Origin of the sequence: Cronobacter sp. EKM101R, from assembly GCF_963888145.1 — a bacterium.
Classification (GTDB): domain Bacteria; phylum Pseudomonadota; class Gammaproteobacteria; order Enterobacterales; family Enterobacteriaceae; genus Cronobacter; species Cronobacter turicensis.
Genome location: NZ_CAWPHW010000001.1, coordinates 492,501 through 509,325, shown reverse-complemented (window position 1 = coordinate 509,325; position 16,825 = coordinate 492,501). Strand labels below are relative to the sequence as shown.

15 protein-coding genes are annotated in these 16,825 nt (G+C 56.5%); 3 read left to right on the top strand and 12 right to left on the bottom strand.

What is annotated here, in order from left to right:
- Position 1: 1 nt before the first annotated feature.
- Both AACV31_RS02485 and AACV31_RS02480 read right to left on the bottom strand, forming a co-directional pair.
- Positions 2-544: an SRPBCC family protein gene (locus tag AACV31_RS02485; protein WP_007760000.1), complete on the bottom strand. Its 543-nt coding sequence runs from the start codon at positions 542-544 to the stop codon at positions 2-4.
- A gap of 148 nt (positions 545-692) precedes the next feature.
- Positions 693-1,256: a VOC family protein gene (locus AACV31_RS02480; RefSeq protein WP_165154529.1), complete on the bottom strand. Its 564-nt coding sequence runs from the start codon at positions 1,254-1,256 to the stop codon at positions 693-695.
- Between the two features lie 185 nt (positions 1,257-1,441).
- Between AACV31_RS02480 and argS the strand changes: the two genes are divergently transcribed.
- Positions 1,442-3,175 (top strand): arginine--tRNA ligase, encoded by a 1,734-nt coding sequence (gene argS / locus AACV31_RS02475; protein ID WP_105539194.1) that lies wholly within the window; start codon positions 1,442-1,444, stop codon positions 3,173-3,175.
- Between the two features lie 66 nt (positions 3,176-3,241).
- On the opposite strand, the gene AACV31_RS02470 is transcribed toward argS, so the two are convergent.
- The 6 genes from AACV31_RS02470 to flhB form a co-directional block, all read right to left on the bottom strand.
- Entirely contained in the window at positions 3,242-3,868 is a 627-nt protein-coding gene (locus tag AACV31_RS02470; RefSeq protein ID WP_165154531.1) for a helix-turn-helix domain-containing protein, read from the bottom strand.
- Between the two features lie 605 nt (positions 3,869-4,473).
- Complete coding sequence (bglB, locus tag AACV31_RS02465) at positions 4,474-5,613, bottom strand: beta-galactosidase BglB (protein ID WP_007759992.1); 1,140 nt, start codon at positions 5,611-5,613, stop codon at positions 4,474-4,476.
- Positions 5,613-7,199: an MFS transporter gene (locus AACV31_RS02460; RefSeq protein ID WP_075199227.1), complete on the bottom strand. Its 1,587-nt coding sequence runs from the start codon at positions 7,197-7,199 to the stop codon at positions 5,613-5,615. Before AACV31_RS02460 ends, bglB begins: the two co-directional genes overlap by 1 nt.
- Before the next feature lie 273 nt (positions 7,200-7,472).
- The gene (gene flhE / locus AACV31_RS02455) at positions 7,473-7,874 is read right to left on the bottom strand and encodes a flagellar protein FlhE (RefSeq protein ID WP_007759988.1); all 402 of its coding nucleotides are present in this window, start codon (positions 7,872-7,874) and stop codon (positions 7,473-7,475) included.
- Positions 7,874-9,952: a flagellar biosynthesis protein FlhA gene (gene flhA, locus AACV31_RS02450; RefSeq protein ID WP_075199226.1), complete on the bottom strand. Its 2,079-nt coding sequence runs from the start codon at positions 9,950-9,952 to the stop codon at positions 7,874-7,876. The genes flhE and flhA overlap by 1 nt, the downstream gene beginning before the upstream one ends.
- Positions 9,945-11,093, bottom strand: coding sequence for a flagellar biosynthesis protein FlhB (flhB, locus tag AACV31_RS02445; protein WP_041923682.1), 1,149 nt, complete (start codon positions 11,091-11,093; stop codon positions 9,945-9,947). The genes flhA and flhB overlap by 8 nt, the downstream gene beginning before the upstream one ends.
- A 247-nt stretch (positions 11,094-11,340) precedes the next feature.
- Here flhB and dgt point away from each other — a divergent pair, with 247 nt between their 5' ends.
- Positions 11,341-12,921 carry a dGTP triphosphohydrolase gene (dgt, locus tag AACV31_RS02440; protein WP_255491243.1) on the top strand — a complete coding sequence of 527 codons (1,581 nt, stop codon included), beginning with the start codon at positions 11,341-11,343 and terminating at the stop codon, positions 12,919-12,921.
- A complete protein-coding gene (locus AACV31_RS02435; RefSeq protein WP_075199225.1) occupies positions 12,872-13,666 on the top strand; it encodes a hypothetical protein in 795 nt (264 codons plus the stop codon). Before dgt ends, AACV31_RS02435 begins: the two co-directional genes overlap by 50 nt.
- Before the next feature lie 30 nt (positions 13,667-13,696).
- Here the strand turns inward: AACV31_RS02435 and cheZ are convergent, their stop codons facing one another.
- Genes cheZ through cheR form a run of 4 tightly spaced genes read right to left on the bottom strand, consistent with a single transcriptional unit; the run spans position 13,697 to position 16,668 of the window.
- Positions 13,697-14,338, bottom strand: a complete 642-nt coding sequence (gene cheZ / locus AACV31_RS02430; protein ID WP_007759983.1) for a protein phosphatase CheZ — start codon at positions 14,336-14,338, stop codon at positions 13,697-13,699.
- 10 nt (positions 14,339-14,348) lie between these two features.
- Complete coding sequence (gene cheY / locus AACV31_RS02425) at positions 14,349-14,738, bottom strand: chemotaxis response regulator CheY (RefSeq protein WP_007759979.1); 390 nt, start codon at positions 14,736-14,738, stop codon at positions 14,349-14,351.
- Between the two features lie 17 nt (positions 14,739-14,755).
- Entirely contained in the window at positions 14,756-15,805 is a 1,050-nt protein-coding gene (locus AACV31_RS02420; RefSeq protein WP_007759975.1) for a protein-glutamate methylesterase/protein-glutamine glutaminase, read from the bottom strand.
- Positions 15,802-16,668 (bottom strand): protein-glutamate O-methyltransferase CheR, encoded by an 867-nt coding sequence (gene cheR / locus AACV31_RS02415; RefSeq protein ID WP_015741641.1) that lies wholly within the window; start codon positions 16,666-16,668, stop codon positions 15,802-15,804. The genes AACV31_RS02420 and cheR overlap by 4 nt, the downstream gene beginning before the upstream one ends.
- Positions 16,669-16,825: the final 157 nt, after the last annotated feature.

Here is a 16,825-nt window from a genome sequence, read left to right as displayed (position 1 = left end):
GTTATTCCTCCACCTTATCCATACCCTCGTGACGCCCCGCCGGTTGCGGTTTATTGGTCGCGATTTCGCCCGTCTCGGCAAGGCTTTTAAAGCGCCGCAGCGCCTGGCTTAGCATCGCCTCCGGCACCAGATCGATTTTCTTCGACAGCCACTCGCCTAAAAAGCCGCCCGGCGGATCGAAGTGCAGCGCCAGCGTCACTTCTGTGCCGCGCTCGTCCGATATATGACGAAACGTCAGCCTGCCGGCATTTGGTACGGTGGCTTTTTTCTCAGACGCCCAGCTGATGTAGTGGCCGCGCTCTTCATCGACGATATGCGCATCCCACTCGACCGTTTTGCCAAGCGGCATCCGCACGGCCCAGTGGGACGCGGTATTGCTGAGAATGGTGATGCGGGCGAAGTGTTCCATGATGCGCGGCAGGGTTGAGGGGGCGCGCCACAAATCAAACAGCTCCTCGGCGGAGCGGTGGATAAGCAGGGAGCGGCGCAGCCCAGGCTCATCACGGTTAATCCACAGATCGGTACGTTTTACGGTTTGTTGCATGAGTCTCTCCCATCGGTCGAAAACAGGCGTCGGGTCTCTCCTTACTCTTTTCATGCGGGGGCGTGCGGGAAAAGGTCCCCTGAATACTATAGACAAAAAACGGGGCCAGACTTTGCGCCAGTCGGGCCCCGTGCGTTATCGCGAGCGATTACTGCTGTTCGCTTGCGACGATCTCTTCTATGGAATAGGGATGGAATTTGATGGTGACGATACGGTCGGTGACGGCAAGCGTCGGGTTCGGCAGCCGCTCATGCTCGCCCGCAGGCGTACTGGTTTTCACCGAAATGTCCGGCGCCATCAGGCCTTCGTCGCCCAGCAGCGCCAGCGCGCGCTGGTTGAGCGTTTCCGGCGCGCCGGGCAGGACGATTTCAACATGCTCCCAGCCTTCGTGCGGGTAGCGTTTCTCGCCAGGCCACGGCAACTCGACGACCGTAAAGCGCCACGGTCCGACGCAGACCGGCTCATCAAGACGAAAAAGACAAATCGGGCGGCCATTAATGATGTTTTCGCTAAGCAGCGTGCCGCACTGCTCAAACCCTTTACGCCAGCGCTCGGCAGTCGCGTTCTGGTGGCAGCGCAGGGAGATGTGATCGGCGTGCAGCCCGTTAATATCGAGCGCAAGACGCCCGGCGAGCGTCTGTAACGCCGCTTCAAAGCGCGGCAGATCCGCGCGGATATCCTGGAGTGCTTCTGGTGTGTGCCAGTGGGTCATCGGCTTTTCCCATACGGTGACAAAGGCGCTAATCTACCCTGTTTGACGCTCGCGCTCCAGCGCGCGCCGCCCTGCCCGACGGTGCTGACGCCGCCGCCTAAATGCAGTATACTTTTGCCCTCTTTTTTCTTAAGTCCGCACGCTGCCGCCTTCGACAGGCAGCGTTATTAACGTAAGGTATCCCGGTGAATATTCAGGCTCTTCTCTCAGAAAAAGTCAGTCAGGCGCTGATTGCCGCAGGTGCGCCTGCGGATTGCGAACCGCAGGTTCGTCAGTCAGCCAGAGCGCAGTTCGGCGACTATCAGGCTAATGGCGTGATGGCTATCGCGAAAAAACTGGGCATGCCGCCGCGACAATTCGCCGAGCAGGCTCTGGCCCATCTGGATCTCACCGGGATCGCCGCGAAGACCGAAATCGCGGGCCCTGGCTTTATCAATATTTTCCTCGACCCGGCTTTCCTTGCGAAAAACGTTGAAGCGGCGGTCGCCTCCGATCGCGCGGGCGTTGAGAAAGTGAGCGCGCCGCAGACTATCGTTGTCGATTACTCCGCGCCGAACGTCGCGAAAGAGATGCACGTGGGCCACGTTCGCTCCACCATCATCGGCGACGCCTCCGTTCGCACGCTGGAATTCCTGGGCCATAAGGTCATTCGCGCCAACCACGTCGGCGACTGGGGCACCCAGTTCGGTATGCTGATCGCTTACCTTGAGAAGCAGCAGAAAGAAAACGCCGGCGAGATGGCGCTCTCTGACCTCGAAGGGTTCTACCGCGAAGCCAAGAAGCATTATGACGAAGATGAAGCCTTCGCCGAGCGCGCGCGCAGCTACGTGGTGAAACTGCAGGGCGGCGACGACTATTGCCGTGAGATGTGGCGCAAGCTCGTGGACATCACCATGACGCAGAACCAGATTACCTATCAGCGTCTTAACGTTACCCTGACGCGCGATGACGTTATGGGCGAAAGCCTCTATAACCCGATGCTGCCAGGCATCGTCGCCGATCTGAAAGCTAAAGGGCTGGCGGTGGAGAGCGAAGGCGCCACCGTGGTGTTCCTGGACGAGTTCAAAAATAAAGAAGGCGAGCCGATGGGCGTCATCATCCAGAAAAAGGATGGCGGCTACCTCTACACCACGACGGATATCGCCTGCGCGAAATATCGCTACGAAACGCTGCACGCCGATCGCGTGCTTTACTACATCGACTCCCGTCAGCACCAGCATCTGATGCAGGCGTGGACCATCGTGCGTAAAGCAGGCTACGTGCCGGAATCCGTCCCGCTGGAGCACCACATGTTTGGCATGATGCTCGGTAAAGACGGCAAACCGTTTAAAACCCGCGCAGGCGGCACTATCAAGCTCTCCGAGCTGCTGGACGAGGCGCTGGATCGCGCGCGTCGTCTGGTCGCCGAGAAAAACCCGGATATGCCTGCCGACGAGCTGGAAAAACTGGCCAACGCCGTGGGCATCGGCGCAGTGAAATATGCCGATCTCTCAAAGAGCCGCACCACCGACTACATTTTCGACTGGGATAACATGCTGGCCTTTGAGGGCAACACCGCGCCGTATATGCAATACGCCTATACCCGCGTGCTGTCAGTGTTCCGCAAAGCGGGCGTGTCGGAGAGCGAACTGACCGCGCCGGTTGTCATTCAGGACGATCGCGAAGCGCAGCTCGCCGCGCGCCTGCTGCAGTTCGAAGAGACGCTGGGCGTGGTGGCCCGCGACGGTACGCCGCATGTCATGTGCGCTTATCTCTACGATCTGGCGGGCCTGTTCTCCGGTTTCTATGAGCACTGCCCTATTCTCAGCGCGGAAACCGACGCGCTGCGCCAGAGCCGTCTGAAGCTCGCGCTGCTGACCGCGAAAACCCTGAAGCTGGGTCTGGATACGCTCGGTATCGAAACTGTCGAACGGATGTAACCTCCCGTTCAGCGGTAAAAAAAGGCCCGTCACTGACGGGCCTTTTTATGGGTACTCTCCAGCGGCTTAATATTTTTGCGGCAGCTTGCCGAGGGAAATCAGACGACCGCGCTGAATTTCGATATACCCGCCTTTGCGTAACTCCTGAATCACTTTCATTACGTAGCTTTTCGATAAATTAGTCGTGCTGGTAATGTACTGGCTGGCGTTTATATTCATGCGCGCTTCCGGCGTCATTTCACCGAGCGTAATGAGCGATTTCCTCACTAATACGTAAGAATCGGCCGCATAAAAATGATAGCTTTTCCACAACAGTACATGGTAATAAAAAGAGATGACGTGGCTCGTTTCCTGCCACAGTTTTTGCTCTTCGATAACTTTAAAAAAATCCGTCCGACTTATCTTTTTGACCAGACTGTCTTCTTTTATTATTAAACGAAAACGTTCAAACCGCGGGTTATGGGGTTCCAGAGAAATACCAATAATATTGGGCCGGTGAATTTCAAAGAAAATGAGGTTATCCCAATCCCGCGTCATTGCGAGACTGCCTGACAGTAAAATATTTACAGACTCTTCATTCTGCGTCAGACAGGAGCCGCGCGGATATTCTTTAATGGTGCCATGCCCCTGCAGAGCGTTAATCAGCGCGTTTATCTGGGCGTCCGGCCGTTGAGGTAAAGGATAGTGGTTCATTTATATGATCCATCAGGATTAACGGCTTCGCAAACCCGTACTGTGATTCCGGCGACTATCCGGGATTCAGGCCGGCAGGCGAATGCGTTATTAGTTATGCCATCGCGTAGCCAGACGAAAACAGTATCCTTAAGTCTGCTTAATGCCGTAACGGTCATTAACGCGACATAAAGACACCGAGCGAAATGTATCCATGAACAGCATTTAAAGAGAATATTCTTCGCATAATGCAAAGAATCACAGGCGTCATAGCAACGAAATTACGAAAATTACCTGATTATTGTTTCTGATAAAATGAATCAACAATAATGGCAGTGCGGCTGGCATTTTAAGGAATGACTACAAAGAAACAAGCCACAATAAATTACTTTTTTGGAAAAAGTTAATATTGAAAATATAATAATAGCCGAATAAGTGCATTATAAATATCATCAGAGCCATAAGAAGAGGCGTACTGTATAAATAAGCTAATACTGATGATTTAAATGCCTTAATGGTAATGAGGGTAGCCGGACAGGTGGCGCAGCACGACAGTGAACATTAAAAGCCGTGTAAGGATAATCAAATCGCCGCCGCGCGACGGGGGTGGCGCGCGGCGGACAGCGTTAGAGGTAAGTACGCAGATATTCCGTCAGACAAAGAATAGCCATCGCCTGACCGTAAGGCATCGAGGTGAGCGGGATCTGGCGATAAAAGTCGAGATCGCTCCCCATGCCGGTGCCAAACGAGACCTGCAACAGCTCACCCTGCGGCGAGACGTTCGCCACCACGCCTTTGATGGCTTTCTCCGCTACCGCGGCGTACGCCTTGCCGATATAGCGTTTGCGCACCGCTTTCAGCAGGCCGCAGGCGAACCCGGCGGTGGCGGACGCCTCAAGGTAGGAATCGGGATCGTCCAGAAGCGTATGCCACAGGCCGCTTTCATCCTGACACGCCGCCAGCGCCGCCGCCTGGCGCTCCAGCACCTGCGTCAGGTAGCGGCGCACCGGGTGACGTTCGGGCCAGTCCATCAGCTCCAGGAAATCGGGGATAACGATAGTCACCCAACTATTACCGCGCGCCCAGCGGGCGTTAGCGAAATTATGGCAGCCCTCATAATTCCAGCCGTGGAACCACAGCCCGGTTTCCCTGTCCATCAGGTTCTCAACGTGCAGCAGGAACTGATAAACCGCCTCATCGACATACGCCTGACGCCCGAGCAGCTTGCCGATTTTCGCAAGCGGCAGCACGGTCATCATCAGCGTGTCGTCCCACATCTGCTGATGATTCTCCTCGGCGAGCGTAATATGCTGCATCCCGCCGTGGTCGGTGCGCGGCATCTCATACATCGCCCACTCCGCCCAGGTTTCAAGCCAGGGCAACAGCGCGGCGTCGCGCGTCTCTTCATAGCGGTACGCCAGCGTCAGGAACGGGGCCATCGTATTGACGTTTTTGGTGGTGGCGCCTTCGGAAAAGCGCGCCGCGAACCAGTCGTCAATCACCGCGCGCATCCGATCGTCGCCGGTCTGGCGGTAATATTGATAAATACCGTACAGCCCCACGCCGTGCGTCCACTCCCAGCCTGCCCAGCCTTTGGTGTCAATGACGCGCCCGTCGTCCAGGCGCAGCAGGAACTGTCCGGTTTCATCCTTAATGTTGATCAGGTTGTCGGTAATTTTGTGGATCATTGCCTTGAGTTCGTCACGGGCAATGAAGCGCTCCGGCTGACGCAGCAGCGGGCTGTGTTTTACAGGCCAGACAATCATTAACTTAACCTCTGTGTCGTATCGAATTCGGGAGTGACGGTTTTAAGCTGTGGCGCCGCGGGCTTGTTGCGATTCAGATAACCGATATTGTTGTTGCCCCACAGGTTTTCATAAGGCATCCCCGCCAGCATTTCGACCGTCGCGCGGTTTGCCGGGCTGATGCTCTCCGGCATCACGCGGCCGCTGGCGCGCATCTTCGCGGTTTCTTCACGCAGAATGCTGTGGGTTTTCAGGTTGAGCTTAAAGCGCAGGGAAATCAGGAAACCGCAGGCCAGTACAATTAACGTGCCGACGCTCAAAATCATCAGAATGGTATGACTCACCGCGGGTGCCTGGGTGCTCTGACCCGAGACGAAACCGGACATCTGCATCACGATCCCGACCAGCATCACTGCGCCTGCCTGGGAGGCCTTACGGGTCAGCGTCATAATGCCCGCGAATATCCCTTCACGGCGCTGCCCGGTCACCACTTCATCGACATCGGCGATATAGGTGTAGGTGTTCCACGGTACATAGTTAATGCCGCCGCGCCCGAGGCCCGCCAGCGCGGAGACCAGCAACAGCAGCGAGTAAATATCGCTCATGCCGGTGTAATAGAGCAGCGCGTAGGAGAGCGAGCTCAGACCAAACAGCACCACCACCATGCGGTAAGACGGCGCAGGCCCGAAGCGGATACACAGCGGGATCATCGCGATGACGGCGATAAACTGGAAAATCGCCATCGTACCGAGCAGGTTAGACGCGACTGACGCCTCCTGCATCAGCACAAACACGACGTAATAGGTAAACACGGCATTGAACACATCCTGCGCGATATAGCCGCCAAGATACATACCGAGATGCTGACGGAAAATGCGGATGCGCAGCGTGGAGGAGAGCTCGACCACCAGGCGGCGCAGGCTCTGACTGAGCGTCAGGGTTTTCTTCTCTTCTTCGGCGCGCAGCGCGGCTTCTGACCAGTCTTCACGCGGGCGCTCCCAGGTGAAAATCCACACCAGCGTCAGCATAATCGCGCAGAGTACCGCAAAGACCAGGCTTGCGTAGAAGAACGACACCGCATTGTCTTTCCCGAAGTGCGTCAGCAGCACGCCAGGCAGGAACGAGGCCAGAATGGCGGACATCTGCGCCATGGAAATGCGCGCGCCGGAGAATTTGGTTTTCTGTTTGAAATCGTCGGTCATCTCCGGCACCAGGGTTTCGTATGGCACCAGGATCATGGTGTAGACAATATCAAACAGCAAATAGGTCAGCAGGTAGTACCAGAAACCCATATCCCCCACCCACATCAGCGAATAGCTGAACACGCAGGGAATGCCGAGCAGAATAAAGAACTTACGACGCCCGAAACGGCGACCCAGCCAGGTGGTGCCGAAGTTATCGGTCAGAAAGCCCATTAGCGGGCTGACCACGGCGTCGGCGACTCTCGCCGTCGCGAAAATAAAGGTCGCCTCAATCGGGCTTAAGCCGCAGAAGGTCGTGTAGAAATACAGAAGCCATGCTGCCGTCAGGGCGGTCGTTCCTGCGCCGAGGAAGTCTCCTGACCCGTAGGCAAGGTAATTTGCCAGTCCTGGTTTACGCGTTTTCATCGCCGTCACCCTGTGTTTTTTATTGGGGGCCCCTCGGGGCACTGGGGAGCTATCAGGGCTAAAGTAAAAGTATGGCGGGTGGGAAACCTTTCCTTTTCTGCCACCTGAAACGGAAAACTGGCAAAAATACAAAGAGCGCTGCCACCAGCTTCACTGATTTATAAAACAGCGTTTCGAAGTGTTCAAAGCGGGAGTTCAGAATTGCGAGCCAGCCGCCAAAAAAACGTGGCGGCTGAAGGAGTAAACGCGCATGGCGCGTTTTACAGAAGAGGATTAACGGTAGTTGACGATGACCTGGCTGCGGCGCACTTCCAGCGCCGGGAACAGCCTGCCGCCGCCCGGCACTTCAAAGATAAAGCGCAGCGGCTCGGCGGCGGAGACATTGGTAAAAGCGCGCGTGGTGCCCGTCTGGTCTTCCACTTCCACGCAGCGGGTTTGAGAACAGAGCCGCGCCACCATACCGGCAGGCGTCGGGCCTGCCAGTTCATAGCGCCAGACCACCACGGTCATGACGCCCTGCGGCGGCGGAGAGTTCGGCGCCAGCACCGGCGACGAGGCCGCCATGCCGCGCTGGCTTAATACCGGCCCCATTGCGCTCGCCTCCCAGGCGCCTTCGCCCGCGGCGTTCGCCAGTACCGGCAGCGTCAGTAATGCCATCAGCCAGAGCGCGCGCATTATTTACCTCCGATGCTGGACGTCATGCGGATATTGCGGTTATCGGACAGCTCGAGGTTCGAGAGCACCACCAGCTGCGGCAGATTGCGGCGCAGGAAGCGCGCCAGCAACGGACGCAGCGCATGGTTAACCAGCAGAACCGGCGGCGCGCCGAGCATCTCCTGGCGCGACAGCGCCTCTTGCGCCTGCTCAAGCAGACGATCGGCCAGACCCGGCTCCAGACCGCCGCCGCCCTGCAGGGCCTGCAGCAGCAGACGCTCAAGCGACGTATCCAGCCCGATGACCTGAACTTCATCATTACCCGGGAACCACTGCTGGGTAATGGCGCGGCCCAGCGCCACACGGACCACAGTAGTGAGTTCGTTCGGATCGTTCTGTACCGGCGCGTGCTCGGCGAGCGTCTCCAGAATGGTGCGCATATCGCGGATGGGCACTTTCTCGGCAAGCAGGTTTTGCAGCACTTTATGCAGCGTAGTCAGCGTCACCACGCCCGGCACCAGATCTTCGGTCAGTTTCGGCAGCTCTTTGCTGACGCGCTCAAGCAACTGTTGCGCCTCCTGGCGGCCAAACAGTTCTGCGGAGTATTGCGCGATCAGATGGTTCAGGTGCGTCGCCACCACGGTACTGGCCTCAACCACCGTAAAGCCCTGGATCTGCGCCTGCTCTTTGAGCGCGCTTTCAATCCAGATAGCCGCCAGGCCAAAGGCCGGATCGATGGTCGGCTCGCCCGGCAGAGAGCCTGCGGCCGTGCCCGGGTTAATCGCCAGCCAGCGGCCCGGATAGGCTTCGCCGCTGCCGATTTCGACACCTTTCATCAGAATGCGATAGCGGGCCGGCGGCAGATCCATATTGTCACGGATATGCACCACCGGCGGCAGGAAGCCGAGATCCTGCGCGAATTTCTTACGAATACTGCGGATACGGCCTAACAGTTCGCCGTCCTGCTGCATATCCACCATCGGGATCAGGCGGTAGCCCACTTCCATCCCGAGCGAATCTTCCAGCTGTACGTCGTTCCAGGTCGCCTCCACCGCCTGCGGGTTATCCTGCTGGATAACCGGCGCGGGCGCGGCAGGCGCCTGCATATCGCGGCCGCGCATCCACCAGGCGAGGCCCAGCAGCGCGGCGGTAAACAGCAGGAACACAAAGTTAGGCATCCCCGGCACCATACCGAGCAGGCCGAGAACGGCGGCGCTCAACACCATCACGCGCGGGTTATTGAACAGTTGGCCGACCATCTGCTCGCCGACATCCTGATCGGTGGCGACGCGGGTCACGATAACGCCCGCCGCGGTCGAAATCACCAGCGCCGGGATCTGTGCGACCAGGCCGTCACCGATGGTCAACAGCGTATAGCTTTCCGCCGCCTGACCGACCGGCATACCGTGCTGTACGACACCCACCAGCAGGCCGCCGATGATATTGATAGCCATAATGAGCAGACCGGCGACGGCGTCGCCGCGCACGAATTTACTCGCACCGTCCATCGAGCCGTAAAAGTCCGCTTCCTGGGTGACTTCGGTACGACGTTTTTTCGCTTCCTCTTCGCCGATAAGCCCGGCGTTAAGGTCGGCGTCGATAGCCATCTGCTTGCCTGGCATCCCGTCAAGCACGAAGCGCGCGCCCACTTCCGCGATACGCCCCGCACCCTTGGTGATAACCATGAAGTTGATGATGACGAGAATGATGAACACCACGATACCGATGGCGAAGTTGCCGCCGACCAGGAAGTGGCCGAACGCTTCCACCACTTTACCCGCCGCCGCCGCGCCGGTATGACCGTCCATCAGAATGATACGCGTGGACGCAATGTTCAGCGCCAGACGCAGCAAGGTGGTAAACAGAAGAATGGTCGGGAACGCCGCGAACTCCAGCGTGCGCTGGGTGAACATCGCCACCAGCAGCACCATAATGGAAAGCGCGATGTTAAAGGTGAAGAGCAAATCCAGGATGAAGGCCGGCAATGGCAGCACCATCATCGACAGGATCATCAGGATGATAACCGGCCCGGCGAGGATCTGCCATTGGGTCGATTTCAAATTGCCAGGCAGGCGCAGCATTGCCACCAGATTAGCCATCAGTGTCCTTCTCGTTCAAGAAATCCAGTGCCTCAGGCACCGGAAGGTTTTCAGGTTTCTTCGGAATCAAACCGCCAGCCAGACGCCAGCGCTTGAGTTGCCATACCCATGCCAGCACTTCCGCCACGGCGGCGTACAGCTGCCCTGGGATCTGCTGGCCGATCTCCGCATGCCGGTATAACGCACGCGCCAGCGGCGGTGCTTCCAGCATCGGAATTCGGTGTTCATTACCAATCTCACGAATACGCAGGGCCACCAGCCCTGCGCCTTTGGCCACCACTTTCGGGGCGCTCATTTTGTTTTCGTCATATTGCAACGCCACCGAGTAGTGCGTCGGGTTGGTGACGATAACGTCGGCTTTCGGCACGTCCGCCATCATGCGACGACGGGCCGCTTCGCGCTGCTGCTGGCGAATACGCCCTTTAACGTGCGGGTCGCCTTCCTGGTTTTTAAATTCGTCGCGAATATCCTGGCGCGACATGCGTAATTTTTTGGTGTGGCTGACTATCTGCCAGAACACGTCGAAGCCAACCATCGGCACCAGACCCATCACGATCAAAATGCAGCAAAGCGCGACCAGATTCATCGCGTTGCGCATCGCGGAGATGGGCGATTCGCTGATAAGGCGCATCATGTCCGGCCAGTTGTACCAGAGGAAACACCCGGTCACGATACCCACCAGTACCGACTTCAGCACCGCTTTCAACAGCTCCGCCAGCGACTGCGATGAGAAAATACGCTTGATGCCCGGCAGCGGGTTCAGTTTTTCAGGCTTAAACGCCACGGCTTTGGTGTTAAACAGCAGGCCGCCCAGCAGCATCGGGGCGAACAGCGCCACAATCACCACGCCCATAATCAGCGGTACCAGCGCCACCAGCGCCTGCTTTATCAAAAAGCTGATCTGTCCGACCACGAGTTTCGGGTCGTTAATAATGCTGTGATCAAAATGGAGGCCGTGCGAGAGCATTGCCGCCAGCTGACGTGCTAACAACGAACCGCCCATCCAAATCACCGCGACGCCGACCAGCAGCATCAGCATGGAGGTCAGTTCACGGGAACGGGGGATCTGCCCTTCTTCTCGCGCCTTTTCTCGTCGGTGGGGTGTGGGGGCTTCTGTTTTGTCGTCGCTATCGTCTGACACGATTCGATTCTCGCAGCTACTATTACGCAGCTAGCATGCCAGAGGGCGTCCGCGCTAATAGGCGAATTAACGCTAAGAAATGATGGGGTTTCTGCCGTTAAGTGGAATTGACTCGCAAACACATACGCAACCGTTGCACCGTTTTTGCGCCCTGCCTCGTGAAATAAAGATATATTCTTCAGATGCTTATCCTTTGGCGGTGAGGTTTGATAGCGTAGCCAAACACACACAACCAGAAGGGTTAAATATGGATATGCAGTGGGAAAAGCTGCTCAGTAGCGTGCGTCGTAAGGATAAATATAAGAACACGGCGCAGCAGGACGCGTCATCGGCGTCTGGTGTCACGCCCCCTATCAGTACTGGCCGTCAGGAACTGGAACGCGATTACGATCGCATTCTCTTTGCTGCCCCCACCCGCCGGCTTGCCGATAAAACGCAGGTGTTTCCTCTTGATCGCAACGACAGCGTGCGCACCCGGTTGACGCACTCTCACGAGGTCGCGAACTTTGCCCGTGGCATCGGCATGCGCCTCGCTTTTGAGATGAAGCCCGAGATTTTCGGGGAATTGCCCGCGTGCATTTGCGTCGAGCGAGATGTTCCCGCCCTGCTCGCCGCCATTGGTCTCGCGCATGACTTAGGCAATCCGCCCTTTGGGCATCAGGGCGAGGCGTCGATGCGTACCTGGTTTGCACGTAGTCTGGCGCCGTTGATAAACGATGCGGCGCCAGCTGATATCCGCAATAGCACTATTTTCAATGATTTCCTGGCGTTTGATGGCAACTCGCAAACTTTTCGTTTGCTGACAAAGCTGCAGATCATTAATGATGAATTCGGGCTTAATCTGACTTATGCCACGCTTGCCGCCTTAATCAAATACCCGCGTTCGTCCTTTACCACCGACGCTCTGCACTGGAAAAAGCACGGTTTCTTTTACTCAGAACGGGAAGTCGTTGCTGATATCTGGCAGGAAACAGGTTTACGGGAAGGCGTTCGGCATCCGTTTACCTGGCTGATGGAAGCCTGTGATGACATCGCTTATTCCGTACTGGATGCAGAAGACACCGTTAAAAAGGGGCTCGCCTCGTATCACGATCTGATTAATTTTCTGCAATGCTGGGAATCGCATAGCGAGAATTCGCCTGACGGTAAAGACCCGCTCATCACCGCTGTGATTGAGAAGACCGAAGAGAAGAACGCGGCGTATCGCGATAAGCTCAAAGAACTCTCTCCTGCTGAACTCAACGATCTTCATATGCAGATGTTTCGCGTGTATGCAGTCAGCGCGTTAATCAACAGCGTGGTCGAGGCTTTTGCGCAACATAAAAACATTTTAATGCAGCATAACTGTCTGTGGACCGACCTCATCAGTCAAAGTAGCGGGGCGCAACTCTGTAAAGCGTTGAAAGAATTCGACCGCACGCGCGGCTATCGTCATCGCAGCGTGCTGGAACTTGAGCTACGCGGGTCGAATCATATTCAGGGCGTTATGGATATGCTGTGGGTCGGTATTCACGGCCATAAGACAAAAGCCGAGCAAAAGCGGGAAAAAATTCGCAAAGAATCGGATGCGACGTACCTTGCGCGGCCGTCTTATGATTCTGACACGCCTTTTGGGCGCTTTGCTTACGGACGGATTTCGGAAAACTATCGCCGCCTCTTTGAAGATCCAAATAACACGTTGCCGGTGTTGTATAAAGAGGCCCAGTTGTTGGCGGATGCCGTCTCTGGCATGACGGATAGTTATTTGATGGCCCTTCACGATGAGCTAAAATCGCTCTATGAATACCAACATCGCCTACAGGCGAGATCTGCTGAAGCGTCGCATTGAAGCGTATTTCAAATCCTGCGACGAACGCATTGCCGCGAGAGAGATGATGACGCGTCTCGCGGCGCATTCGCACGCCTGGATTTTTGGCGGCATGATCCGTGATATTGGCCTTTACGGCACAAAAGGGTTTTCGTCGGATATTGATGTTGTCGTCAACAGTAATCGTAACGAATTACTTTGCAGCCTGCGTCATCTGGCTATTGATGATTACTGCTTCAATAAATACGGCGGCGTGCGCTTTCGCTATCAAAACATCGATTTTGACATTTGGTGTCTGAAGGATACCTGGGCATTTCGTGAAAATCTGATCCCGCTTGAAAGCGAAGAGAGCTTGTTCAAAACGACGCTCATGTCCTGGGATGCCGTGCTGTATGGGTTACATAATCGCACGCTGATAAGCCCGGAGAATTACCTTGATGAGTTACAACAGAAACGGCTGGAGCTGGTGCTTGGTTACACGCCCAACGAAACCGGCGCGCTGATCAGAGTGTTACGTACTATCTACGGAAAGCAGGTAGGGATAATTGGCCCGCGGCTGGGCGCGTATCTCCAGTCGCAACTGTCACGATATAACGATGAGGCGCTCATACATTATGAGCATACTCACTACGCTATACGCGTTATTAACGGATTACGGCTTGAAAAACTGCGTCAGCGTCTAACGTCTTTCGACGCATACACCGATCTGTGTCTCGATTTTCAACAGCCTTTGCAGCAATTGCCGCTTGGCCTGACGTCTTTATAAAACCGCCGCCATCATGGCGGCGGTTTTCACTCAGAAGCCCAGACTGTCGAGCAGGTCGTCGACCTGATCCTGGCTTGCCACGACGCCGGCGGCGGTGGTGTCCAGTTGCGGACCATTGAGCAGGCTGTCGTTCGGGCGCTTGGCGCGCGCGTTCGGCTCCGGCATGTTCTCCAGCAGCACCATCAGAAGCTGGCGCTCAATCTCCTGGATAACATCCATCATGCGCTTGATCACCTGACCGGTCAGATCCTGGAAATCCTGCGCCATCATGATTTCCAGAAGCTGGGCGTTGGTGAAGCTCGTGTGATCCGGAACCTCTGCCAGATACTGGCGGGTGTCGGTCACGAGTTCGCGCGCGTCGCTCAGTTCGATCGGGTTCTCGAACCACTCGTCCCAGCGGCCGCTCAGCGCTTTCGCGTCGTTTTCCAGTTTGTTCTGGTGAGGCTGCGAGGCCTCGACACAGTTCAGGGCGCGTTCTGCGGCCTGCGCCGTCATCTGCACCACGTAATCCAGACGGTCGCGCGCGTCCGGGATAGCTTCCGCCGCTTCCGCAATCGCCTGATCAAGCCCCAGTTCGCGCAGGCTGTCACGCAGCATGCGGGTCAGACTGCCGATACGGACAATAATGTCGCCAGTCGAATGCTCGTCAGTCGGTTTTATCGATGCCGTCATCTGCCTGTCCTCACATGCCGAGTTTTTCGAAAATCTTGCTCAGTTTTTCTTCAAGCGTCGCCGCCGTGAACGGTTTCACCACGTAGCCGCTGGCGCCTGCCTGCGCTGCCGCGATGATGTTCTCTTTCTTGGCTTCCGCTGTCACCATCAGTACCGGCATGGAAGCCATGCCACCGTCGGCGCGAATGGTTTTGAGCAATTCAAGACCATCCATATTGGGCATGTTCCAGTCGGAGATGACAAAACCGAAACCGCCGGTCTGCAGTTTGTTGAGTGCATCCACACCATCTTCCGCTTCTTCTACGTTGTTAAAACCCAGCTCTTTGAGCAGGTTACGTACAATGCGGCGCATGGTGGAGAAGTCATCCACAACCAGAAACTTGAGATCTTTATCCGCCATAAAAACTGTACTCCTCGTTAAATACGTATTGCCTGTCCGGCACTGATTTTCGCCAGCATCTGCTGGCTGACCTGGCTTAGATCGACGACTTCGCTGACGCCACCCATATTGATGGCCTCACGCGGCATGCCGAACACCACACAACTCGCTTCGTTTTGGGCGATGGTCCAGGCGCCCGCCTGGTGCATCGCCAGCATTCCCGCCGCGCCATCGTTGCCCATCCCGGTGAGGATCACGCCCACCGCGTTGCGCCCCGCATGTTTGGCTACGGAGTGAAACAGTACATCCACGGCCGGACGGTGCCGGTTGACCGGCGGCCCGTCGTGGATCTTGATCTGGTAGTTAGCGCCGCTGCGCGCGAGCTCCATATGCTTATCGCCCGGGGCGATATAGGCATGGCCCGGCAGCACGCGCTCGCCGTCTTCGGCTTCTTTCACGCTAATCTGGCACAGCTTGTTCAGTCGCTCGGCGAAAGAACGGGTAAAACCTGGCGGCATGTGCTGGGTAATCAGCACCGCCGGGCTTGAGAGCGGCAGCGGCTGGAGCACATGGCGGATAGCTTCGGTGCCGCCCGTGGAGGCGCCGATGGCAATCAGTTTTTCCGAGCTCAGCAGCGGGCCTGCTTTCAGCGTTTTCGGCACTACGTCCGGCATGCGGGCGGAGATCCGCGCGCGCGATGCGGTACGCACTTTATCGGCAATCAGTTCGCTGTAGGCCAGCATCCCTTCGCGGATGCCGAGCTGCGGCTTGGTCACGAAATCCACGGCGCCCAGCTCCAGCGCGCGCAGCGTGACTTCTGACCCTTTGCCCGTCAGCGACGACACCATCACCACCGGCATCGGACGCAGACGCATCAGTTTTTCCAGGAAATCGAGGCCGTCCATACGCGGCATTTCGACATCCAGCGTTAACACATCCGGATTGAACTGCTTAATCAGATCGCGGGCCACCAGGGGGTCCGGCGCTGTCGCCACCATCTCCATATCGCTGTGGCTGTTGATAATTTCGGTCATGATCTGACGCATCAGCGCCGAATCATCTACTGACAACACTCTGATTTTACTCATTCTTTTTCCTTACTCAGGGCATACACCGTCTGACCGCGCAGCGAGAAATCCCGACTGAGGTTACTGAAGTTTTCTGAGTGGCCCGCAAACAGCAGACCGCCCGGCTTCAGCAGCGGAACAAAGCGTTTGAGGATCTCCTGCTGTGTTTCTTTATCGAAATAAATCATCACATTGCGGCAGAAAATCGCATCAAATGGCCCTGGTACGTTGTACTGCTTATCAAGCAGGTTCAGCGAGGCGAACTCAATCTGGTTCGCCAGTTCGTTACGCACGCGCACCAGCCCCTGGTGAGGACCTGTGCCGCGCATAAAATAGCGTTGCATCTGCTGCGGCGAGAGGGTTTTCAACTCCTCCTGCCGGTAAACGCCGCTTTGCGCTTTTTGCAGCACTTCGGTATCGATATCCGTGCCGTAAACTTTCCAGCGGCCCGGCGCGGTGCCAAGCGTATCGGCAAGCGTAATGGCGATGGAGTAAGGCTCCTCGCCGGTCGATGCCGCGGCGCTCCAGATACGGTACTCGCCGCTGCGCTTACGCGCATGCTCCGCCAGAACCGGAAAATGGTGCGCCTCGCGGAAAAACGCCGTCAGGTTGGTGGTCAGCGAGTTGATAAACGCCTGCCACTCGGCGCTGTTCGCGTTGGCTTCCAGCATGCTGAGATAGCGTCCGAAATCATCCAGCCCGAGCGTACGCAGACGTCGAACCAGACGGTTGTAGACCATATCTCGCTTATGTTCGGCCAGCACGATCCCAGCGCGCTGGTATATCAATTGACATATCCGACGGAAGTGGGTGTCGGACAGCGCGAGGCGCTGTGTCATCTGTACTAATAATGACGTTTGCCCAGCAGGCATGGATGATGTCATATTGCCTTCTTCTTCACAGTCAGAGTGTTACTGGCACCACGCTCAGGGTGGTGCGGCCATCTTGTTACGCTTACAAAAGCCGTGTTCAAGGTTTAAGACTGAATCTTTTTTCATCTCAGACGCGCCGTGCAGCACGCATCTGATTCTGTTCGTTTGC